At 66.1% G+C, this 20,904-nt stretch carries 20 protein-coding genes; 12 read left to right on the forward strand and 8 right to left on the reverse strand.

The window, feature by feature from the left end; genetic code table 11:
- Window positions 1–20: 20 nt before the first annotated feature.
- Window positions 21–662, reverse strand: coding sequence for a LysE family translocator (locus JNC62_RS04595; RefSeq protein WP_374836411.1), 642 nt, complete (start codon window positions 660–662; stop codon window positions 21–23).
- A gap of 213 nt (window positions 663–875) precedes the next feature.
- On the opposite strand from JNC62_RS04595, the gene JNC62_RS04600 reads away from it, so the two are divergent.
- Both JNC62_RS04600 and JNC62_RS04605 read left to right on the forward strand, forming a co-directional pair.
- A complete protein-coding gene (locus tag JNC62_RS04600) occupies window positions 876–1,358 on the forward strand; it encodes a MarR family winged helix-turn-helix transcriptional regulator (protein ID WP_374836412.1) in 483 nt (160 codons plus the stop codon).
- Complete coding sequence (locus JNC62_RS04605) at window positions 1,355–2,566, forward strand: multidrug effflux MFS transporter (RefSeq protein ID WP_374836414.1); 1,212 nt, start codon at window positions 1,355–1,357, stop codon at window positions 2,564–2,566. The genes JNC62_RS04600 and JNC62_RS04605 overlap by 4 nt, the downstream gene beginning before the upstream one ends.
- A gap of 81 nt (window positions 2,567–2,647) precedes the next feature.
- On the opposite strand, the gene JNC62_RS04610 is transcribed toward JNC62_RS04605, so the two are convergent.
- From JNC62_RS04610 to hglS, 4 genes are read right to left on the reverse strand one after another with little or no spacing between them, the layout of a single operon-like run.
- The gene (locus JNC62_RS04610; protein WP_374836415.1) at window positions 2,648–3,880 is read right to left on the reverse strand and encodes a pyridoxal phosphate-dependent aminotransferase; all 1,233 of its coding nucleotides are present in this window, start codon (window positions 3,878–3,880) and stop codon (window positions 2,648–2,650) included.
- A gap of 23 nt (window positions 3,881–3,903) precedes the next feature.
- A complete protein-coding gene (gene amaB / locus JNC62_RS04615; RefSeq protein ID WP_374836417.1) occupies window positions 3,904–5,427 on the reverse strand; it encodes an L-piperidine-6-carboxylate dehydrogenase in 1,524 nt (507 codons plus the stop codon).
- A gap of 59 nt (window positions 5,428–5,486) precedes the next feature.
- Complete coding sequence (locus JNC62_RS04620) at window positions 5,487–6,905, reverse strand: FAD-binding oxidoreductase (protein WP_374836419.1); 1,419 nt, start codon at window positions 6,903–6,905, stop codon at window positions 5,487–5,489.
- 10 nt (window positions 6,906–6,915) lie between these two features.
- Window positions 6,916–8,310 carry a 2-oxoadipate dioxygenase/decarboxylase HglS gene (hglS, locus tag JNC62_RS04625; protein ID WP_374836421.1) on the reverse strand — a complete coding sequence of 465 codons (1,395 nt, stop codon included), beginning with the start codon at window positions 8,308–8,310 and terminating at the stop codon, window positions 6,916–6,918.
- Between the two features lie 171 nt (window positions 8,311–8,481).
- Between hglS and JNC62_RS04630 the strand changes: the two genes are divergently transcribed.
- Window positions 8,482–9,375 (forward strand): LysR family transcriptional regulator, encoded by an 894-nt coding sequence (locus JNC62_RS04630; protein WP_374836423.1) that lies wholly within the window; start codon window positions 8,482–8,484, stop codon window positions 9,373–9,375.
- A 127-nt stretch (window positions 9,376–9,502) separates the two neighbouring features.
- Window positions 9,503–10,786, forward strand: coding sequence for an NAD(P)/FAD-dependent oxidoreductase (locus JNC62_RS04635; protein ID WP_374836424.1), 1,284 nt, complete (start codon window positions 9,503–9,505; stop codon window positions 10,784–10,786).
- Window positions 10,787–10,848: 62 nt separating this feature from the next.
- Here JNC62_RS04635 and JNC62_RS04640 read toward each other — a convergent pair whose 3' ends face one another.
- Window positions 10,849–11,325, reverse strand: coding sequence for a hypothetical protein (locus JNC62_RS04640; protein WP_374836426.1), 477 nt, complete (start codon window positions 11,323–11,325; stop codon window positions 10,849–10,851).
- Window positions 11,326–11,537: 212 nt separating this feature from the next.
- Window positions 11,538–12,734, reverse strand: coding sequence for an MFS transporter (locus tag JNC62_RS04645; RefSeq protein WP_374836428.1), 1,197 nt, complete (start codon window positions 12,732–12,734; stop codon window positions 11,538–11,540).
- A gap of 113 nt (window positions 12,735–12,847) precedes the next feature.
- On the opposite strand from JNC62_RS04645, the gene JNC62_RS04650 reads away from it, so the two are divergent.
- The 6 genes from JNC62_RS04650 to JNC62_RS04675 all read left to right on the forward strand — a co-directional run bounded on the left by JNC62_RS04650 (window position 12,848) and on the right by JNC62_RS04675 (window position 18,135).
- A complete protein-coding gene (locus JNC62_RS04650; RefSeq protein WP_374836430.1) occupies window positions 12,848–13,669 on the forward strand; it encodes an AraC family transcriptional regulator in 822 nt (273 codons plus the stop codon).
- 156 nt (window positions 13,670–13,825) lie between these two features.
- Complete coding sequence (gene cobF, locus JNC62_RS04655) at window positions 13,826–14,602, forward strand: precorrin-6A synthase (deacetylating) (RefSeq protein WP_374836432.1); 777 nt, start codon at window positions 13,826–13,828, stop codon at window positions 14,600–14,602.
- Entirely contained in the window at window positions 14,599–15,987 is a 1,389-nt protein-coding gene (gene cobG, locus JNC62_RS04660; RefSeq protein WP_374836434.1) for a precorrin-3B synthase, read from the forward strand. Before cobF ends, cobG begins: the two co-directional genes overlap by 4 nt.
- The gene (locus JNC62_RS04665; protein WP_374836436.1) at window positions 15,984–16,616 is read left to right on the forward strand and encodes a precorrin-8X methylmutase; all 633 of its coding nucleotides are present in this window, start codon (window positions 15,984–15,986) and stop codon (window positions 16,614–16,616) included. The genes cobG and JNC62_RS04665 overlap by 4 nt, the downstream gene beginning before the upstream one ends.
- Entirely contained in the window at window positions 16,613–17,350 is a 738-nt protein-coding gene (locus tag JNC62_RS04670) for a precorrin-2 C(20)-methyltransferase (RefSeq protein ID WP_374836438.1), read from the forward strand. The genes JNC62_RS04665 and JNC62_RS04670 overlap by 4 nt, the downstream gene beginning before the upstream one ends.
- Window positions 17,347–18,135 carry a precorrin-3B C(17)-methyltransferase gene (locus JNC62_RS04675; RefSeq protein ID WP_374836440.1) on the forward strand — a complete coding sequence of 263 codons (789 nt, stop codon included), beginning with the start codon at window positions 17,347–17,349 and terminating at the stop codon, window positions 18,133–18,135. Before JNC62_RS04670 ends, JNC62_RS04675 begins: the two co-directional genes overlap by 4 nt.
- Here JNC62_RS04675 and JNC62_RS04680 read toward each other — a convergent pair.
- Window positions 18,099–18,869 (reverse strand): cobalt-precorrin-6A reductase, encoded by a 771-nt coding sequence (locus JNC62_RS04680; RefSeq protein WP_374836442.1) that lies wholly within the window; start codon window positions 18,867–18,869, stop codon window positions 18,099–18,101. The two genes, JNC62_RS04675 and JNC62_RS04680, sit on opposite strands and share 37 nt — an antisense overlap.
- Between JNC62_RS04680 and cbiE the strand changes: the two genes are divergently transcribed.
- Entirely contained in the window at window positions 18,853–20,130 is a 1,278-nt protein-coding gene (gene cbiE / locus JNC62_RS04685) for a precorrin-6y C5,15-methyltransferase (decarboxylating) subunit CbiE (protein ID WP_374836444.1), read from the forward strand. The genes JNC62_RS04680 and cbiE overlap by 17 nt on opposite strands.
- Window positions 20,127–20,888: a precorrin-4 C(11)-methyltransferase gene (gene cobM / locus JNC62_RS04690; protein ID WP_374836446.1), complete on the forward strand. Its 762-nt coding sequence runs from the start codon at window positions 20,127–20,129 to the stop codon at window positions 20,886–20,888. Before cbiE ends, cobM begins: the two co-directional genes overlap by 4 nt.
- Window positions 20,889–20,904 lie beyond the last annotated feature (16 nt).

Genomic DNA, 20,904 nt, shown 5'->3' on the forward strand with positions numbered 1-20,904 from the left:
CGGCGGATGCGGCCGCGGGCTCAGGCCCGGCGCCAGTTGGCAAGACCGGGGGCGGCATGCCAGACGGCCTGGACCGCGAAGCCCATGAAAAGCAGCCCCGACATGCGCACGATCGCCAGTTCGTGCTTGCGATAGAACCGTCGCACGATCGAAGCACCTATGATCGCAATCAGGAAAAGGTCGGCGAGCAGAAAGCCGAAGAGGGACACGGCCAGCAGCATCGGCAAGGTTGAAAAGCTCAGTGTGCTCGCCGAACTTGCGAGCAACGCGGTGAAGGTGGCGAGCGCGACCGGATATCCCTTGGGATTGGTGAGGCCGAAGATCAATCCTCGTCGCAGCGGACGCTCCACCATAAGGAGCGGCTTGTCCGCACCGCGCGGCTTGGCCCGGAGCGCGGTCCAGCCGATCCAGGCAAGGTAGAACCCGCACAAGAGGCCGAGGACGTCGAAGACCAGCGTGCCGATCGTGTTGGCGCCGACGATCGCAACGAGCGCCAGCGTGGACCAGACAAGGTCGCCGGCCAGATGGCCGCCCAGAAACATCGCGCCGGCCTTTCTTCCTTGCCCGGCTCCAATTCCAAGCAGCGCCAGAAAAGCCGGGCCGGGGATGATGACGTAGAATACGGCGGCGAGAAAAGCCCCAGCAAGCATGGATCCGGTCATGAAAAACTCCGCAGAATATGGCGCCATTCGATCCTGTGCCGGCATCCGCGTCAAGCCATCGGGTGTTTGCGCCGCCTTTTCCGCGGGTTCATCCCCATCGGCTCGTCGGAGCACATTTGCGCGCCATTCTTTCTGCGAACACCATTGCCCCAGCCCCTCCAAAACTGATAAGTAAAGCTTATAATTCGGGCGCGCGCCATAATCGAGCATCCCATGTCGCAGACATTTCAAGCAGACACGATCGGCCTGTTGCTGAGCGACGTCTCGCGCCTGTTGCGCAGCGCCTTCGACCGCAGGATCAATGCATCGGGACTGGCCATCACCCCCGGCGAGGCGCGGGCGCTGATCCAGGTCTCCATCGGCTGTGGCGTCAAGCAGGCCGACATTGCCGCCCGCATGGGCATCGAGCCGATGACGCTTTCGACCTATCTCGACCGGCTGGAGGCGATGGGGCTTGTCACGCGCGTACCAGCCCCTGACGACGGTCGCGCCAAGAACGTGCTGACCACATCCGATGGCGAAGCCCTGCTTGCCGCCCTGAAGCCGGATGTCTCCGGGCTCATGGATGCAGTCCTGGCGGGCCTCGACGGAGAGGTTCGTGAAGCGTTGCGCGGCAACCTTCGCGTCCTCCGAAATAATCTGATGAAACCGGACCGCTGCGGCGCAGGCAACGGCTCGGAAGGGCAGGACCGATGATGCCGCATACAATGACCGAGCGGCGCACCACGCTGATCGGCGCGCTCCTGACCTCGCTCGGCCCGATCTCGATGTCGCTCTATACGCCGGCGATGCCGACGCTTGTCGAGGCGTTTGCGACCAGCGAATCGACCATCAAGCTGACGCTCTCCTTCTATTTCGGCGGCTTCGCCTTCGCTCAGCTCGTCGCCGGGCCGCTGGCAGACGCCTTCGGCCGCCGCCTCACCACCTTGCTGTTCCTCTCGATCTATCTCCTCGGCAGCCTGGCGGCGGCGTTCGCCCCGAGCGTCGAGTGGCTGCTCGCCGGCCGGTTGATCCAGGGCATCGGCGCTTCGGTCGGCGTGACCGTGTCGCGCGCGATCGTGCGCGACCAGTTCGTCGGCGGCGAAGCGGCGCGGATCATGAACATGATCGGCATCATGCTGGCGATCGGCCCAGCCATGGCGCCGACCATTGGCGGCTTTGCCCTGGCGGCTTTCGGCTGGGCGTCGATCTTCTTCCTGATGGTCGGCTTCGGTCTCGCATCCTGCCTGCTGGTGTATCTTGCCATGCACGAGACGGTGGTGCCCAACCCGCGCCGCGCCGCACCCGGGCCGCTGGTGCGGGCCTATGTCGAGCTTGCCGCCGACGCCCGCTTCGTCGCCGCCGCCTTCGTCATGGCGGGCGCGGTGGGTGCGCTTTATGCGCAGGCGACCATGCTGCCCTTCATCCTGATCGAGAAGGCGGGGCTGACGCCGACCCAGTTCGGCCTGAGCATGATCATGCAGTCCGGGGCCTATTTCTTCGGCTCGATTGCGCTCCGCTTCTTCTCCCGCCGCCATGGCGGTTCGGTGTCGGTGCGGGCGGGGCTTGGGATGATCGGCATCGGCAGCCTGATGATCGCCGCGTCGGTTCATGTCCTGCCGCCGAGCTTCTGGTCGATCATGCTGCCGGTTGCGATCTACACGTTCGGCATCGCCTTCGTCTCCCCCCATATGACGACCGCCGGCATGTATCCCTTCCCCCACATCGCCGGCTCTGCGTCGGCGCTGATGGGCTTCATCCAGATGGGGTCCGGTTTTCTCGGCGGCATCGCCGCAGCGCTGCTCGGTCTGCCATTGCCTGCCTTCGGCATCGTCGTGCCCGTGATGGGCCTGATCTCAATCCTCTCCTACCTCTGGTTCCTGGCCGCCGTCCGCCGGGCCGACCGCCGCGCAGCCCGGCGGTAACCGCAACGAAAAACGCCGGAGTTTCCTCCGGCGTCAGGCTGCACCCGGCTTTAAAGCCGTTTCATGTCTTCGAGCGGTTGCTCACGCGAGCTTGCCGCACGCCTCCGCAATCCGCTGCAGCGCTTCTTTCAACTCCGCTTCCGACGTCGCGTAGGAAATCCGGAAGTACGGCGACAGGCCGAAGGCGGAGCCGGGGACGACGGCAACGTGGGCAACCTCTAGCAGGTAGTCGGTGAAATCGGCGTCGGTCTCGATGACCTTGCCCGCCGGCGTCGTCTTGCCGATGAGCCCGCCACAGCCGGCAAAGGTGTAGAAGGCGCCTTCTGGCGTGCGGCAGTCGATGCCGGGAATCGCGTTCAGGCCGGAGACGACGAGGTCGCGGCGGTGCTTGAAACTCGCCTGGCGCTCCTTGAGGAACTCCTGCGGGCCGTTCAGCGCCTCGACCGAGGCCGCCTGGCTGACGGAGGAGGGGCAGGAGGTCGCCTGACTCTGGATCACTGCCATCGCCTTGATCATCGCCTTCGGGCCGCCGGCATAGCCGATGCGCCAGCCGGTCATCGCATAGGCCTTGGAAACGCCGTTGATCGTCAGCGTCCGCTCCTTCAGCTTCGGTTCGATTGCCACGGGCGTGACGAACCTGAAGCCGTCATAGACGATGTGCTCGTACATGTCGTCGACCATCAACGAGACATGCGGATGCTTCAGCAGCACGTCGAGCAGCGGTCGGTAGTCGGCCTCGCTGTAGGCCGCACCGGACGGGTTCGACGGCGAGTTCAGAAGCACCCAGCGGGTTTTCGGTGTGATCGCCTTTTCAAGCTGCTCCGCCTTCAGCCGGAAGCCGGCCTCGGCGTCGCAGGGGATCAGCACCGGCACGCCGCCGCAGATCTCGACGATGTCGGAATAGGAGGTCCAGTAGGGCGTCGGGATGATCACCTCGTCGCCCGGGTTCACGCTCGCCATGAAGGCGTTGAACAGGATCTGCTTGGCGCCGGTGGCGACGGTGATCTCGTCGAGGGCATAGTCGATGCCGTTCTCGCGGCGGAATTTTTCGGCGATCGCCTTCTTCAGCTCCGGCGTGCCGTCAAGCGCGGTGTACTTGGTCTCGCCCCGGTCGATCGCCGCCTTGGCCGCCTGCTTGACGTTGTCGGGTGTGTCGAAATCCGGCTCGCCGGCGCCGAGGATGATGACCGGCAGGCCTTCACGCTTCATCGCCGCGGCCCGCGCGCCGATCTGCAGGATCTTGGAAACGCCGATCGCGGCGATCCGCGAGGCGGGCCTGAAGCCCGCCTCCTCTATCTTGGTCGCAATGGTCATGGGCGCTTACTCGATGTCGCCAATTATTCGATATCGAACGAGACGCCCTGTGCCAGCGGCAGGGCCTTCGAGTAGTTCACCGTGTTGGTGGCGCGGCGCATGTAGGCCTTCCAGGCGTCGGAGCCGGACTCGCGGCCGCCGCCGGTTTCCTTCTCGCCGCCGAACGCGCCGCCGATCTCCGCACCCGAGGTGCCGATGTTGACGTTGGCGATGCCGCAGTCCGAACCGTCAGCCGACAGGAAGCGCTCGGCCTCCTGCATGTTCAGGGTGAAGATCGACGAGGATAGGCCGGCTGCAACGGCGTTGTGCTCCTCGAGCGCCTTGTCAAAGTCGGAGTACTTCATGACGTAGAGGATCGGCGCGAAGGTCTCTTCGAGGACCGGGCCCGACTGCTTCGGCATTTCGACGATCGCCGGCTTGACGTAGTAGGCGGTATCCTTACCGGCTTCCGTGACACGGTTGCCGCCGACGACCTTGCCGCCCTCGGCCTTGGCCGCTTCCAGCGCCTTCTGCATGTTGTCGAAGGCCTGCTTGTCGACGAGCGGGCCGACGAGGGCGGAGGTTTCCAGCGGGTTGCCGACGGAGACGCTCTCATAGGCCTTCTTCAGACGCGGCACGAGCTGGTCGTAGACGCTCTCGTGCACGAACAGGCGACGCAGCGTCGTGCAGCGCTGGCCGGCGGTGCCCATGGCGCCGAAGGCGATGGCGCGCAGCGCCATGTCGAGGTCGGCCGAGGGGCAGACGATGCCGGCATTGTTGCCGCCGAGCTCGAGGATCGAGCGGGCGAAGCGCTTGGCAAGCCGCGGGCCGACTTCCTTGCCCATGCGGGTGGAGCCGGTGGCCGAGACGAGCGCGACCTTCGGATTGTCGACAAGGACCTCGCCGATGGCGCGGTCGCCAATGAGGACCTGCGACAAGTTCTTCGGCGCGTCGCCGAAGCGGGCGATGGCGCGCTCGAGGATCGCCTGCGAAGCCAGCGCGGTGAGCGGGGTCTTTTCCGACGGCTTCCAGACGACCGGGTTGCCGCAGACGAGGGCGAGAGCCGCGTTCCACGACCAGACGGCGACGGGGAAGTTGAAGGCGGAGATGATGCCGACGACGCCGAGCGGGTGCCAGGTTTCCATCATGCGGTGGCCGGGGCGCTCGGTGGCGATCGTCAGGCCGTAGAGCTGGCGCGAGAGACCGACGGCGAAATCGCAGATGTCGATCATTTCCTGCACTTCGCCGAGGCCTTCGGAGGTGATCTTGCCGGCTTCGATCGAGACGAGGCGGCCGAGATCGGCCTTGGCGGCGCGCAGTTCCTCGCCGAGCAGGCGGACGAGCTCGCCGCGCTTCGGCGCCGGCACGAGACGCCAGGCCTTGAAGGCCTCATGGGCGGCATCGATCGCCTTGTTGGCGTCGGCGGCCGAATGGGTCTTCAGTCTGGCGATCTCCTCGCCGGAAACCGGGCTGTAGGAGGCCATGTCGCCGCCCTGCCAGGCGGAGGGCGCAACACCGAGCTTGTCGAGCAGCTTGGCGGTTTCGTGTTTTACGTCGACGGTGGTCATGGTCCTGTTCTCCATTGTAGCTCTAAGGTTTTCTCTGGCGGCGAGGGCCGCCGATCTCGTCAAAAGGTCACGCTGCCGAGCGGGCCGGGCGAAGTGATCGCCTTCAGTCCCGTAGCAAGCCTGCGGATGTCCTCCGGCGTGTAGCGGTCGTAAAAGATCTGGTTCTTGCGGCCGATCGCGTGTTCGGCGCTGTAGCTGCCGTCAAATTCCTCGACGGCGATATTGAACACCCATTCGCGCAAGGCTCCCTCGAAGGCGCCGTCCGATAGCCGCGGATCACTGGCCGGCACGACCAGGTTGAAATGCACCCCCCCGTCACCGATGTGGCCGAAGTCGCAGATCGTCACGCCGTCAAAGTGCTTCGGCATTTCGACCTTCATATGGTCGAGGAAACGCATGATGTCACCCCGGCGGAAGGAAAGATCAAAGGCGATCAACCGCCCGCTATGCTTTACCCCTTCCGACAAGGCATGTCGTAGCGCCCACATCTCATGCGACGGTCCGACGAAGGCGTCGGCGAGCGGTGCATCCTCGCGCTCCCAGATTCCGCCGAGCACGTCTTCCAGCACCGCATCGAGCGGCTGCTCGCCTTCGCGCGGGGGCGAGGAACGTGAGATCTCGGCGAGGATTACGAAGTCCGGCACGACGCCGCGCTCGAATGGATTGCGCAGCGACGGGACATGCGCCAGCGCGGCCGAGACCGCATTGCCCGACATGCCCTCGAATGCGGAAAGGTAGCTGCCGAGCGCCTCTTCCATAGCCACCAGCAGGTCCGGTACGCGTTCGTGTGAGGCCGGCACGAGGAAGGCGGTCGCCGTCTGGCGCGGCACGGGCTCAAGGTTCAGCACGCATTCGGTGATGATGCCGAAAGCGCCCGAGGTGCCGATAAAGATCTGTTTCCAGTCCACGCCGGTGTTGTTTTTGCGCAGCCCCGAACCGAGGTCGAGGATCGTGCCCTGCGTGTCGGCCAGCACTACCTTGAGACCCAGCGTATTGCGGCGCACGTCGCCATAGCGCAGGAAGCGCGAGCCGCCGGTGTTGGTCGAAATCATGCCTCCGAGACGCGGATCGGCGCCGAGGTCGATCGGAAAGAACAGGCCCGCTTCTTCGAGCCGCTGGTTTACCTCGGAGAGGCGCAGCCCGGCGCCGGCCGTCAACGTCCGGTTGATCCGATCGAGCCGGAACGGTGCCGTCAGGCGATCGAGACTGAGGACGCCCTGTGCGCCGGTTCCGTCCGGCGTTGAACCGGAGACGAGCCCGGTGTTGCCGGATTGCGCTACGAGCGAGATGCCGTTCCGGACGCAATAGGCGACGACGGCAGAAACTTCTTCCGTGAATACCGGACGCGCGACAAAGGCGGCGCGGCCCTGGTCGTAGCGCGCGCCGGTCTCATAAGCCGCCATGTCGTTCGGCTCGGTGAGAAGGCCCTTCTCCCCGAGCAGCGAGCGCAGCGCGTCGATATGCATCTTGTCGATCATCAGCCGCCTGTCACTCCGCAGCAACGGCCATGTTGGTCGTGCCGAGGCACTTTTCAATAGACGCCCGTTCGATGCCCGCATAGTGGGCAAACTCGTCCAGCACGTTGGCGCCGAGATCGCGCTCGAACATCACCTGGTTCGGGCTTGCGACGAATTCCTGCGTCGCGTCGTCGCCCAGGTTCGACTGGAATATGCCGGCGGCGGAGACGGGCAGGAAGTCCTCGTAGACGATCGGATCGAACTGCAGATGACCGTCGGCGATCAGCGCCTCGACATCAGTGTCGGTAACCGTCGCCGTGCGGCCTTTCTCGGTCAGCGAATAGGAAAAGTAGCCGAGGCCCTGCTTGCGGATCTCGTTCCAGTCATCCGGGAAAGCCGCAAAGACCGTCTCAAGTGCTGCTTCGTACTCTGCCGCGTTCGAACCGTCCGCTGCCGGGCGAACGACCGCACGGGTGTCGTTCAGCAGCTTGTCATAGAGGGCACGGCCCTTCGGCGTCAGCGCGATGCCTCGCTGCTCGATCTCACCGAAGCGGGCCGTGTGCGAGCCAGCTTTCCACTGGCCGTGTTCACCTATGAAGGAGACAGCCTCCTCCAGCGCCTTGAACGAGGTCTGGCGCAGGAGAATCGGGCATTTTCGAGTCGGTGGTCCTTCGACGACGGCCTTGGGCGCGATCCCCTCCTCCGGCATCAGTGCCTGCACCTTGTCGATGTCGAGCGTGCGCGGGGTGAGGTGGTTGATGTGCGGTCCCTTGAAGGAGACGACGTCGGCGATCAGGCGGTGCGCGTCGTGCAGGCGCTTGTACATGCCGGCGCTGACGATGGCGTGATCATGCCAGCGGAAGGTTTCGAGCACTTCGCGAACGAATTCGGCGGCGTCTTCTGCGCCCAGCCCGCCGTCCTTCTCTGCCTTTTCGACCAGTTCGATGGCCCGGTCGGTGAAGATCTGTCGCGAGGCGAGGACGGCCGCCGCCTCGTTGCGCAGGGTTTCGTCCGCGATCAGGTCGAGACGCAGCAGCGATGTGAAGATGCGGAACGGGTTGCGTTTCAGCGCCGCGTCGCCGACCGGCCGGAAGGCAGTCGAATGTACCGGAACGCCGGCGGTCGACAGATCATAGTAACCGACCGGATACATGCCCATGACGGCGAAGACACGGCGCATCATCGACAGTTCTTTGGGCGTGCCGAGACGGATCGCGCCGTGGCGCTCCTCGGAGATGCGATCAAGTGAATCCGTGGCTGCGAGGCGCGCTTGCAGGTGCGGGTCGGCGGCGAGCGTGTCGTCGTTCACGCGGGCGACCAGCGACATCAGTGTGCCGTAGGCCGGTACTTCGTCGCGATACATCGCGGACATGGCGGCGGAGAAATCCGAACGGATCTCGTCGGCGGAAACATAATTTGCTTTCATGGCGGTCAGACTCGTCTCATTCTGCGCAATTCCGGACGGAAAACCGCTTCACACTTCTCCAGGAATTGCTCTACAAGGGTTGGGAGGACCCGTTCATTCTCAAAATGGATCATAGCGGATCGGACCTGCGAGCGATCGCGCATGTTTTGACTAGGTTGATGCGAGAGACGAATGAAGTTAAGCCGCAGGCTGATACCGGACGTGACCACGCTGCAGGCCTTCGAATGCGCCGCGCGTCACGGCAGCTTCACCCAGGCCGCCAATGAGTTGAACCTCACCCAGAGCGCCGTCAGCCGCCAGATCAAGGATCTGGAGGAGCAGCTCGGCGTGCTGCTCTTCGAGCGTGTGCGCCAGCGCGTGGTCCTGTCGGAGGATGGGCGCCGTTTCCTGCCCGAGGTACGCAAGCTGCTGCACCAGACGGAAGAGACGATGCTGCGCGCCATGTCGGCGGCGCGCTCCGATCACAGCCTGACGATCGCCACGCTGCCGACCTTCGGCAGCCGTTGGCTGACGCCGCGCATTCCGGCGTTTCTGGAAATGTTTCCGGGCACGATTATCAACGTCGCCTCCCGCTCGGCCCCATTCGACTTCGACGAGGAGAGCTTCGACCTGGCCATCCACTACGGCCAGCCCGTCTGGGCGCGCGCCAACTGCTCCTATCTTTGCAGCGAGGTGATCCTGCCGGCGGCAAACCCCGAGTTGATGCGCAAATGGCAATTGGAGGATCCGAAGGACCTGGAGACGGCGCCGCTCCTGCATCTCGCCACCCGGCCGAAGCTGTGGGCGCAGTGGTTTGATCTGAACGGCGGGGCGGTCGAGACCGCCTATCGCGGCCACCGCTTCGACCAGTTTTCCATGGTTATAGAGGCGGCTGTCGCCGGCCTTGGCTTCGCGCTGCTGCCGCGCTATCTGATCGAGCAGGAGCTGGCAAGCGGCCGTCTAGCCGTCGTGTTCGACCGGCCGATGCAGACGGACAACAGCTATTATCTCGTCGTGCCGGAGGGGAAACTGGAGAACTCGCTCAGCCAGGCGTTTCGCGGCTGGATCGCGACGCAGGTCGCCTGAAGGACGTAGCCACTCATTCGCAGCCAGAATGACCCGGTGACGAATCAGCACTTTCCTCCTTGCCGGCGATGCACGAAAGTGGCGCCATCGGAAAATGTCCCGCTCCCTTCCATCGAAGAAGACGCCCATGCAGAATGATCCCCGTTCCCACGGCCTGTGGGAAATGACCGCCCCGGCCGCTCCTGCGACGCAGGCCCTTTCCGGCAGCTTCGAGGCCGACGTGGTGGTCGTCGGCGGCGGTTTTACCGGCCTGTCCGCCGCGCTCCATCTCGCCGAGCGGGGAACGAAAGTCGCTCTGCTGGAAGGCAAGGAGATCGGCTTCGGCGGCTCCGGCCGCAATGTCGGGCTCGTCAATGCCGGCATGTGGACCATGCCGGACGAGTTGCCAGGCGTGCTCGGCCAGCTCTACGGCGACCGGCTGCTAAATCTTCTCGGCAACGCGCCGCAGCTCGTTTTCGAGCTGGTGCGGAAGCACGCGATCGAATGCGAGATCAATCCGGTCGGCACGCTGCATTGCGCGATTGGCAAATCGGGGCTGGAGGAGCTGCAGGCGCGTGCCGAACAGTGGCAGCGGCGCGGCGCCCCGGTGACGCTGCTTGGCGCCGAGGAAACGGCGCGCCGGATCGGCACCGCGGCCTATGCCGGCTCGCTTCTCGACATGCGCGCCGGCACGATCCAGCCGCTCGCCTATGTGCGCGGCCTGGCGCATGCGGCGATTTCGGCAGGGGCAAGTGTCTACACCGCGAGCCCGGTGATCGGCGCCGAGCGGTGCGGCCGGCGCTGGACCGTAAAAACCGAGAAAGGCTCGGTGACCGCCGACTGGGTCATCGTCGCGACCAACGCCTACACGGTTTCGCCCTGGGCGGAGGTCCGCGCCGAGCTCGTCCATCTTCCCTATTTCAATTTTGCCACCAGGCCGCTTTCGCCGGAGTTGCAGAAAAAGATCGTGCCGGGGCGCGAAGGCGTCTGGGACACGGCGGAGATCCTTTCCTCCTATCGCTATGACCGGCAGGGACGGCTCGTCTTCGGCAGCGTCGGTGCGTTGCGTGGGACCGGCGCGGCGATCCACAAGGCGTGGGCACGGCGTGCCCTGAAGAAACTGTTTCCCGAGATCGGCGACATCGCCTTCGAGGCGGAGTGGTACGGCCAGATCGGCATGACCGTCGACAACCTGCCGCGGTTCCACCGGCTGGCCGAAAACGTCATCGGTTTCTCCGGCTACAACGGCCGCGGCATTGCACCGGGCACGGTGTTCGGCAAGGTGCTGGCGCGGCACGTCGCCGGCGAGATCTCTGAAAAAGACCTGCCGCTGCCGGTCACCGACCCGGCGGCGCAGAGCTTCCGGCCGATCCGCGAAGGCTACTACGAGGTCGGTGCGCAGTTGGCGCATCTCGTGCAGGCGCGGATCTGATCTCCGTACCGGACGGACGAGCCGGCACGCGTGCGGAGCCTTTGGCGATTCTTCCCGCCGCGTCAGAGGCTTATCCGGGAGAAGCCTTTGAAATTCCCGGCGGCGTCGTAGTCGACCCTAAAAACTCCACGGCAGGTCGGCACGGGTTGTGTCGGAGGTTTGGTGACGCCCCTCGCCTTTATCTCAGCCCCGGTCTTGAGCAGGGTTGCCAGCGCCGTAAGGTTTTCGCTCGTCTTGCTGTCCGCTTCGGCATTCAGACTTACAAGGTTCCAGCCGTCAGTGAGTGTGGGGGTCGCCTTGACCGAGCCGAGGCCGGCATTGATGGTGATGGCATATTCCTCGGTCTTGTCGGGAAGCATCAAAGGCCGGACTTCGCACGCGACAGCATTCTCCGTGCGGGTTTCGACAAGCGCAAGGTAGGGCGCCGGACGCCAGTAGCGGATGCCGGGTTGATTGCGGTCGGTGACGCGATGGACCTGGACACCCGCGCATGACGTAAGGACGGCGGTCAGAGCGAGGGCAATGATGCGCAAGTGCATGGCGAGCCTCGGGTGTAAGAGCTACACCTGCATGCGTAATAATGCAATCTTTACTTTGGGTCGAGCGATTCCACACTTGAGATTCGACGACATCGCCGCCACCGATTTCAGCGCTGAGTGACGGTTGGTGTGCGGGCCATGGCGATGGCCGAGCCGATAGGCAGCAGGATAGGCCGCCGACGTTGCGGCCTATCGTTGCAGCTCTACGCCTCTCACCGCGTTCGCAGGCGCGGCAAAAAGACGGTGAGGATGCCGAGCAGCGGCAGGTAGGAGCAGACGCGGTAGACGAAGTCGATGCCGTGGCTATCGGCGAAAACGCCGAGGGCGGCGGCGCCGAGACCGCCGGCGCCGAAGGCGAAGCCGAAGAAGACGCCGGCGATCAGTCCGACGCGCCCGGGAACGAGCTCTTGCGCGAAGACGACGATCGCGGAGAAGGCGGAGGAGAAGATCAGCCCGATCATCACGCTCAGCACGCCCGTCCAGAACAGGTTGGCGTAGGGCAGCAGCAGCGTGAAGGGGATGACGCCGAGGATCGAGAACCAGATGACGAAACGTGCGCCGAAGCGGTCGCCGATCGGACCGCCGAGGAAGACGCCGGCGGCGGAGGCGCCGAGGAACAGGAACAGCATCAGCTGTGCGTCCTGGACCGACAGGCCGAAGCGCTCGATCGTGTAGAAGGTGAAGTAGCTGCCGATCGAGGACATGTAGACGTTCTTGGTCGCCGTCAGCAGCACCAGAACAGCGATCGCCCAGGCGACGCGGCCGCGCGGCAGCGGCAAGGCGCGGCTGACCGCGGGGCGGCCGGCCATGCGCAGGCGCTCGGCGGCATACCAGCGGCCGACCCACGTCAGGATCACCATGCCGAGCAGGGCTGCGGCCGAGAACCAGGCGACGCTGGACTGGCCGAAGGGCAGCACGATGAAGGCCGCGAGCAGCGGGCCGATCGCGGTGCCGGCATTGCCGCCGACCTGGAACAGCGATTGGGCCAGGCCGTGGCGGCCGCCGGAGGCGGCGCGGGCGACGCGGGAGGATTCCGGATGGAACACTGCCGAGCCGAAACCGATCAGGCAGGCGCCGAGAACGAGGATCGGAAACGAATGGGCATAGGCGAGGAAGAACAGGCCGAAGAAGGTGCTGGCCATGCCGAGCGGCAGCGAGAAGGGAATGGGCCAGCGATCCGTCACCATGCCGACGACCGGCTGGAGCAGTGAGGCCGTCACCTGGAAGGCCATGGTCAAGAGGCCGATCTGGACGAAATCGAGCGCGTAGTTTTCCTTCAGGATCGGATAGAGCGACGTCAGCAGCGACTGCATGATGTCGTTCAGCATGTGGCAGACGCTGACGGCGACGATAATCGAGAAACTGGTTCGCGCGGCATGCGCCGGCGCGACGGAGACTGCCGTCGACATGCTGGACCCTCAATGACTCTCGCAGAATTGATGACTGCCAAGCTCCCATAGCGCGATTGTCCGCGGCCTGCTTTTGTGCTGAGGTCCACTTCTTTCGCAATTGGGCCAGACCGATGCCAAAGCTGAACCCAAAACTGCTTTCCAGGCTCCATGACGACCATCTTCGCAATCTTGCCTGGATGGAACAGTCGAACGCGGACGTGCTCGTGCACAGCAACGAGATCCCGCACGGCTATGTCGTGCCGCCGCACAGCCACCGGCGCACACAGGTGCTTTGCGTCTTTGCCGGCGTCGTCCTCGTCGCCACCGCCCGCGGGCGCTGGATGATCCCGCCCGGCCATGCGCTGGTGATCCCGCAAGGGCTGACGCATTCGGTGGAGATGTACAGCGATGTCAGCATGCGCTCGATCTACATCCTCGAGCCCCGCGGCCGCGCGGCCTCGGGCGCCCCCGAAGTGCTGGCGGTGACCGATCTGGCGCACCATCTTCTGGCGGAAGCGATCCGGCTGCAGGGGATGGACGGCGACCCGCACCGAGCCGAACTGGTGATGGCCCTGCTCGTCGACGAGATCGGACGGCTCGAGCAGCAACCGCTGGGACTGCCGTTTCCGGCAAGCGGGCGGCTTGCCGCCCTCTGCCGGGCCTTCCTCGACCATCCGGTGCCCGGCGCCAGGATCGATGACTGGGCGCGGCAGCTGAACCTGAGCCGCCGCTCGTTCACACGCCTTTTCCGCGAGGAAACCGGCGTCAGCTTCACCACCTGGCGCCAACAGGCCTGCCTCTTCGCCTGCCTGCCGCGGCTGGCAAGCGGCGAGCCGGTCACGACGGTTGCGCTCGAAGCCGGTTACGAAAGCGTTCCGGCCTTTACCACCATGTTCAAGCGCATGCTTGGCTCCTCCCCGCGAAGCTATTTCAAGGCACGCGAGGCGATATAACTGTGCCGCACGGGACCGCGTTCGGGCAGCGTCTCAAAAAGACCGGCCGACGCCGCTATTCGGGCACTGTTCTCAGCCTCACTTTGGGATTAGGAAGGTCGGGCGGGACCCATATCGGGACGCAACCGGGAGCGCTTGGCCGCACGGGGAGTGGATGTGTCGAGAACCATTTTGATCATCGGGATCGGTGCAGGCAATCCCGAGCACATCACCGTTCAGGCGATCAACGCCCTGAACCGGGCCGACGTGCTGCTCATTCCGACCAAGGGCGAGGAGAAGTCGTTCCTCGCCGACATGCGCCGCGACATCTGCGAGCGCTATCTTACAAATGGCGACACGCGCGTTCATGACTACGCCGTGCCGAAGCGCCGCGCCGATGGCAGCTATGACGATGGCGTGCAGGACTGGCACCATGCCATCGCAAAAATCTACGAAGAGCTGATACTCGAAGTATCCACTGACCGCGAGGTGATAGGCTTGCTCGTCTGGGGCGATCCGATGCTCTACGACAGCACGATCCGCATCGTCGATCATGTGCGCGCCAACGGCCGCGTCGCGTTCGACCTCGAGGTCATTCCCGGCATCACCAGCATCCAGGCGCTCTGCGCCAGCCAGCAGATCGCGCTGAACCGGATCGGCCTGCCGGTCGAGATCACTACCGGCCGCAGGCTTTCCGCAGGCTGGCCGGAGGGGGTGGACGACGTCGTCGTCATGCTCGACGGCGTCGAGGCATTCCGGTCCATCGAAGATCGCGATGCCCAGATCTATTGGGGCGCTTACCTCGGCACCGAGCTCGAGGTGACATTGTCGGGCCGGCTCGGCGATGTCGCGGAGCAGATCTCCGAAACAAGGCATCAGGCACGGGAGAAGAACGGCTGGATCATGGACACCTACCTGATCCGCCGGGCGCGCGCGACGGAGAGCGAGACGTGACGTTAACGGTCTCAGCGTCGACGGATATTGCTCCCGCGGCCACCGCCGGCCGCAAGCGCGGTTTCTGCCCGTCGCTCGCCTCGCCGATGCCCACCGGCGACGGCTTGTTGGTGCGGCTTCGCCCGGCACGCATCGGCCTTAAGCCCGCCGACTACGTCGCCATCGCCCGGCTGGCCGCAGCGTATGGAAACGGACTGCTGGAGGTGACCGCGCGCGGCAACCTGCAGATCCGGGGCCTGCGCGAGGAGACGGTGCCGAAGCTCGCCGCCGGGCTGGCGGAGGCGGAAATTGATTTCCACCGCGGTGTCGCGGTCGAGACGCCGCCGCTGTCTGGCATCGATCCGGACGAGATCGCCGATTCCGAACCGCTCGCTGCCGCAATACGGGCGGCCATCGCGACCCATCTGCCGCCGCCGCTTGTGTTGGCGCCGAAGCTGTCGATCGTCGTGGATGCCGGCGGAACGCTCGGCCTGTCGGACATGGTCGCCGACATCCGTCTCGACGCAATTCGCCGGTCCGGTGGCCTCTGCTGGCGTCTTTCGGTCGGAGGCGACAGTTGCTCCGCGCGCGAAGTGGCCGCCGTCGCCGATGGCGATGCCGTCAGCGCAGTCCTGGCTGTGCTTGAGGTGCTTCACGGCCTCGGTCCCGCCGCCCGCGGCCGCGACCTCGACGCGGAAGCGTTGCGATCGCAGCTCGGATCGCGCGCCTGTCCTGCCGGCTTGGGGGACAAGATGATCCCGCCATCGCCATCGCGGCCCGTCGGTCGCCATCGGCTCGGCGAGGGTACCGCCCTTGGCGTCGGTCTTGCCTATGGCCAGACGAGTGCTGCGGCTCTCGAGAGACTGATGCGGGGGCTGGCGGCACTCGGCGCCGACGAGGTGCGGCTGGCGCCGCACCGGTCGCTGATCGTGCTCGGCCTCGCCGATGCGGCGATCGAACCGGGTATTGCGCTTGCCGAGCGCGAAGGCTTCTGGACACGCGCCGACGGGCCCGGCAACGCGATCGCCGTCTGCGCCGGTTCGGCTGGCTGCGCGTCGGGACGGTTCGATACGAAGGCGGCCGCCGATCTTCTCGTGGCGCAGGCACCCGATCTTTTGGACGGGTCGCTGACCGTCCACATTTCCGGCTGCGCCAAGGGCTGCGCTCATCCGCGGGCCGCCGCGTTGACGCTGGCCGGCCAGGGAAATGGCGTCGCGCTGGCAATCGATGCCCGCGCCGGCGACGAAATGGGGGCGACGGTGAGGGTCGACGGACTCGGCGAGGCTCTTGCGCGCATCGGCGCGCTCATTCGACAGGAACGACAACAGACAAATACGGCGCGGCGCGCACTCGATCGGATCGGCGCGTCCACGCTTGCCAAGGCTTTTCGGCAGGGTTCGCAATGACAGATTATGACTACATAAAGGATGGCAACGCCATCTACGAGAAATCCTTCGCCATCATTCGCGCCGAGGCCGATCTCGCCCGGTTTTCCGACGACGAGACAGACGTCGCCGTGCGGATGATCCATGCCTGCGGGCTGGTGGAGGCTGCGGACAAGATCGTCTTTTCTCCCGATTTCGTCGCCGCCGGCCGGCAGGCGATGCAAAACGGTGCGCCGATCTTCTGCGATGCGGAGATGGTGGCGCGTGGGGTGACGGCGGCAAGGCTGCCCGCGGCAAACGAGGTGATCTGCACGCTGCGCGATCCGCGTACGCCCGAGATCGCCGCAGAGATCGGCAATTCGCGTTCGGCGGCGGCGATCCGGCTCTGGCTCGAGCGGATGGCCGGATCGATCGTCGCCATCGGCAACGCCCCGACGGCGCTGTTCTATTTGCTGGAACTGTTGCGCGATGGCGCCCCGAAGCCGGCGGCTATCCTCGGCATGCCGGTCGGTTTCGTCGGCGCGGCGGAATCCAAGGAGGCGCTGGTGGAAAACTCCTATGGCGTTCCGTTCGCCATCGTGCGCGGGCGATTGGGCGGCAGCGCCATGACCGCGGCGGCACTGAATTCGCTCGCGAGGGCCGGCCTGTGAGCGGGGCGCAGCAGGGACGCCTCTACGGCGTGGGCACCGGGCCGGGCGATCCGGAATTGCTGACATTGAAGGCCGTGCGCGCCATCGGCGAGGCCGACGTGCTCGCCTTCTTCGCCAAGGCCGGCCGCGCCGGCAATGGACGGAAGATCGTCGAAGGCCTCGTGAAACCCGGCGTCGTCGAACTGCCGCTCTACTATCCGGTGACGACCGAGATCGACAAGGATCACGACGACTACAAGCGCCAGATCACCGATTTCTACGACGCCTCGGCCGCGGCGGTCGCCGCGCATCTGGCGGCCGGCCGGACCGTGGCGATCCTGTCGGAAGGCGATCCGATGTTCTACGGCTCCTACATGCACCTGCATGTGCGGCTGGCGGACCGGTTCCCGACCGAGGTCGTTCCCGGCATCACCGCGATGTCGGGTTGCTGGTCGCTCTCGGGCCTGCCGATCGTACAAGGCGACGACGTGCTCTCGGTGCTGCCGGGCACGATGGTGGAAGACGAACTGTCGCGCCGGCTTGAGGACACCCAGGCAGCCGTCATCATGAAGGTCGGGCGCAACCTGCCGAAAATTCGCCGGGCCCTGTCGGCCGCAGGACGGCTCGCCGAGGCGATCTATGTCGAGCGCGGCACGATGGCCGAAAGCAAGTCTCTGCGGCTGTCCGAGAAACTCGACGACGCGGCGCCCTACTTCTCGCTGGTGCTGGTTCCCGGCTGGAGCGGACGGCCATGACGGGCGCGATGCAGGGTAGGCTGCCGGGCACGCTTTACGTGATCGGAACCGGGCCGGGCAGCCCGGACCAGATGACGCCGGAGGCGGCGAAGGCGGTCGAGGCGTCGACCGAGTTTTTCGGCTATTTTCCCTATATCGATCGGCTGTCGCTGCGGCCGGACCAGGTCAAGGTCGCCTCCGATAACCGCGAAGAGCTGAACCGGGCCCAGGCGGCGCTGCAACGGGCGGCGGCGGGCGTCAACGTCTGTGTGGTGTCCGGCGGCGATCCCGGCGTCTTCGCCATGGCGGCCGCCGTCTGCGAGGCGATCGACGCGGGACCGCCGGAGTGGCGATGCATCGACCTCGTGGTGGTGCCCGGCGTGACCGCGATGCTGGCCGTTGCCGCCCGGATCGGCGCGCCGCTCGGCCACGACTTCTGCGCGATATCGTTGTCCGACAACCTGAAGCCATGGAGCGTGATCGAGAATCGGCTGCGCCTGGTGGCGGAGGCCGGCCTGGTCATCGCGCTCTACAATCCGATCAGCAAGGCGCGTCCCTGGCAACTTGGGACGGCGTTCGAGATCCTGCGGGCCGTGGTTCCGGCGGAAACGCCGGTCATTTTCGGCCGCGCTGCCGGACGGCCGGACGAGCGCATGCTGGTCATGCCGCTCGGCGAGGCGGATGCCGCGCGTGCGGACATGGCGACCTGCGTCATCATCGGCTCGCCGCAGACGCGCGTGATCGCGCGTGAGGGCAGGCCCGATCTGGTCTATACGCCGCGCTTCCTTCCTGCGGAGGCAACATGATCGATCAGCCGCAGCGCTTCCTCGACGGTCTGCGCCATGGGGACGCGGCCTTGCCTTCCGCGATCGACGAGGATCACCGGGAGACCGAGCGCGCGCGCCGCAGCGATCTTGGCATAGGTGGCCTCGCCGCCGCTGTTCTTCGAGAGGACCACCTCGATGCGGTGGTCGCGCAAGAGCGCGATCTCGTCATCGACGGCGAAGGGGCCGCGGGCGAGGATGTAGTCGACCGATGGAACCGTCAGCGGCGGGTCGACAGGATCGACGCTGCGGACGAGATAGTGGTGCTGCGGCGCCGCATTGAAATGGAACGCCTCCTGCCGGCCGATCGCGAGGAAGACTCGGCGCGGTTGCGGACCCAGCGCCCCCACCGCCTCCTCCAGCGTCGCCGCCCGGGTCCAGCGGTCGCCTGCGACGGGTTGCCAGCCGGTCCGCTCGAGGCGGATCAGCGGCGTTCCGGCCTGGTCCGCAGCCTGCTCGGCATTGGCGGAAATCTGCCGGGCGAAGGGATGGGTCGCGTCGACCAGCAAATCGATGCCATGCGCGGCGAGGTAGTCCGCCAAGCCCGCCGCGCCGCCGAAGCCTCCGGTTCGGACGGGAACCGGCTGGGGGGCCGGGTCGATCGTGCGGCCGGCGAGCGACAGGGTCACGTCGAGATCGGCGCGGCGCGAAAGCCGGCTCGCCAGTTCGCGCGCTTCGGTGGTGCCGCCCAGAATAAGGATGCGTCTCTTGTCCACGCCTGATCCGTCCGTTGATCCCACCGCATCTCCGCCTTGGCTGACCATCGTCGGGATCGGCGAGGATGGTTTAGCCGGTCTCGGTGACGCGGCCAAGGCGGCAATCGCCAAGGCTGCGATCGTGTTCGGCGGCGCACGGCATCTGGACCTCGCCGCCCCGGCCATCGTCGGTGAAAGCCAGGCCTGGCTCAGCCCGTTCGCGCGCTCGGTGGAAGCCGTGCTTGCCGCCCGCGGCCGCCCCGTGGTGGTGCTCGCCTCGGGCGACCCCTTCTTTCACGGCGTCGGCGTGACGCTGTCGCGGACAATTCCCCGATCGGAGATGACGGTGCTCCCGGCACCCTCCTCCCTCAGCCTCGCCGCTTCCCGCATGGGCTGGGCGCTGCAGGATGCGGTCAGCCTCTCGCTGCATGGCCGCCCGATCGACCTGATCCGCCCGCACCTGCACCCGGGCAGTCGCATCCTGGCCCTGACCTCCGACAGCGACGGTCCGCGCGTACTTGCGGCATTGCTCAAGCAAGCTGGATTCGGTGCGTCGACCTTGACCGTTCTGGAGGCGCTCGGCGGACCACGGGAGCGCGTCAGCACGCATCAAGCGGACCGCTTCGCGCTCGACGACACCGACATGCTCAATGTCTGCGCGGTCGAGGTCGCAGCCGGCGAGGCGGCACGCGTGTTGCCGTTCACGCCCGGACTGGACGACGCGCTGTTCGAGCACGACGGCCAGATCACCAAGCGCGAGGTGCGCGCGCTCACGCTCTCGGCGCTGGCGCCGCGGCGCGGTGAGCTTCTCTGGGATATCGGCGCGGGCTCCGGCTCGATCGGCATCGAATGGATGCTCGCCGATCCGTCGCTGCGCGCCATCGCCATCGAGGCGGTTCCTGAACGGGCGGCGCGGATCCGGCACAACGCCGCGCACTTTGGCGTGCCGGGGCTTGTCGTCGTCGAGGGCGCAGCACCCGGAGCGCTGGCGGGCCTGGCCGTTCCAGACGCCGTCTTCATCGGCGGCGGCGGCAGCGAGGGCGGTGTGATCGAGGCGGCGATTGCCGCGCTGAAACCCGGCGGGCGGCTGGTTGCCAATTCGGTGACGACCGAGATGGACGCTGTGCTTCTCGCGGCACATGCGCGCCTGGGCGGTTCGCTGATCCGCATCGACATTGCCCGTGCCGGACCGATCGGCCAGATGACCGGCTGGCGGCCGGCGATGCCGGTTACCCAATGGAGCTGGCGAAAGCCGGCTAATGAAATCGAGGAACAAGCATGACCGTCCATTTCATCGGCGCCGGACCGGGCGCCGCCGACCTGATCACCGTGCGTGGCCGCGACCTGATCGGCCGCTGCCCGGTCTGCCTCTATGCCGGCTCGATCGTTTCGCCGGAGCTGCTGCAATACTGCCCACCGGGTGCGCGCATCGTCGACACCGCGCCGATGTCGCTCGACGAGATCGAGGCGGAGTATGTGCGGGCAGCCGCGGCGGGCGAGGACGTGGCCCGGCTGCACTCCGGCGATCTGTCGGTGTGGAGCGCCGTCGCCGAGCAGATCCGAAGGCTGGAGAAGCACGCGATCGACTACACGCTAACTCCCGGCGTGCCGTCCTTCGCGGCGGCGGCGGCGGCGCTGAAGCGCGAGCTGACGATCCCGGCGGTGGCCCAGAGCCTGGTGCTCACCCGCGTGTCCGGCCGCGCCTCGCCGATGCCGAACCGGGAAACGCTGCGGGGCTTCGGAGCGACGGGGGCGACGCTTGCGATCCATCTGGCGATCCATGCGCTGGATGAGGTGGTTGCGGAACTGACGCCGCTCTATGGCAGCGACTGCCCCGTGGCGATCGTCGTCAAGGCATCGTGGCCGGACGAGCGGGTCGTGCGCGGCACGCTCGCCGACATCGCCGCCAGGGTCGCCGAGGAACCGATCGAGCGCACTGCGCTAATCTTCGTCGGGCGGACGCTCGCGGCCGAGGATTTCCGCGAAAGCTCGCTCTACGATCCGGCATACCAGCGGCGCTTCCGCGGACGGGGCGAATGAGCCGCTGACGCCGCCC

The organism is Mycoplana ramosa, from assembly GCF_041930185.1.
GTDB classification, from domain to species: domain Bacteria; phylum Pseudomonadota; class Alphaproteobacteria; order Rhizobiales; family Rhizobiaceae; genus Mycoplana; species Mycoplana ramosa.

Bases quoted from the DNA above. Each gene is read 5' to 3' on its own strand.
- JNC62_RS04645 (WP_374836428.1), bottom strand. From the start codon at position 12,734: ATGTCGACGGCAGTCTCCGTCGCGCCGGCGCATGCCGCGCGAACCAGT.
- JNC62_RS04635 (WP_374836424.1), top strand. From the start codon at position 9,503: ATGCAGAATGATCCCCGTTCCCACGGCCTGTGGGAAATGACCGCCCCG.
- JNC62_RS04640 (WP_374836426.1), bottom strand. From the start codon at position 11,325: ATGCACTTGCGCATCATTGCCCTCGCTCTGACCGCCGTCCTTACGTCA.
- JNC62_RS04605 (WP_374836414.1), top strand. From the start codon at position 1,355: ATGATGCCGCATACAATGACCGAGCGGCGCACCACGCTGATCGGCGCG.
- JNC62_RS04630 (WP_374836423.1), top strand. From the start codon at position 8,482: ATGAAGTTAAGCCGCAGGCTGATACCGGACGTGACCACGCTGCAGGCC.
- JNC62_RS04650 (WP_374836430.1), top strand. From the start codon at position 12,848: ATGCCAAAGCTGAACCCAAAACTGCTTTCCAGGCTCCATGACGACCAT.
- amaB (WP_374836417.1), bottom strand. From the start codon at position 5,427: ATGACCACCGTCGACGTAAAACACGAAACCGCCAAGCTGCTCGACAAG.
- JNC62_RS04665 (WP_374836436.1), top strand. From the start codon at position 15,984: ATGACAGATTATGACTACATAAAGGATGGCAACGCCATCTACGAGAAA.
- JNC62_RS04610 (WP_374836415.1), bottom strand. From the start codon at position 3,880: ATGACCATTGCGACCAAGATAGAGGAGGCGGGCTTCAGGCCCGCCTCG.
- hglS (WP_374836421.1), bottom strand. From the start codon at position 8,310: ATGAAAGCAAATTATGTTTCCGCCGACGAGATCCGTTCGGATTTCTCC.
- cobM (WP_374836446.1), top strand. From the start codon at position 20,127: ATGACCGTCCATTTCATCGGCGCCGGACCGGGCGCCGCCGACCTGATC.
- JNC62_RS04600 (WP_374836412.1), top strand. From the start codon at position 876: ATGTCGCAGACATTTCAAGCAGACACGATCGGCCTGTTGCTGAGCGAC.
- JNC62_RS04595 (WP_374836411.1), bottom strand. From the start codon at position 662: ATGACCGGATCCATGCTTGCTGGGGCTTTTCTCGCCGCCGTATTCTAC.
- JNC62_RS04620 (WP_374836419.1), bottom strand. From the start codon at position 6,905: ATGATCGACAAGATGCATATCGACGCGCTGCGCTCGCTGCTCGGGGAG.
- JNC62_RS04675 (WP_374836440.1), top strand. From the start codon at position 17,347: ATGACGGGCGCGATGCAGGGTAGGCTGCCGGGCACGCTTTACGTGATC.
- cbiE (WP_374836444.1), top strand. From the start codon at position 18,853: ATGCGTCTCTTGTCCACGCCTGATCCGTCCGTTGATCCCACCGCATCT.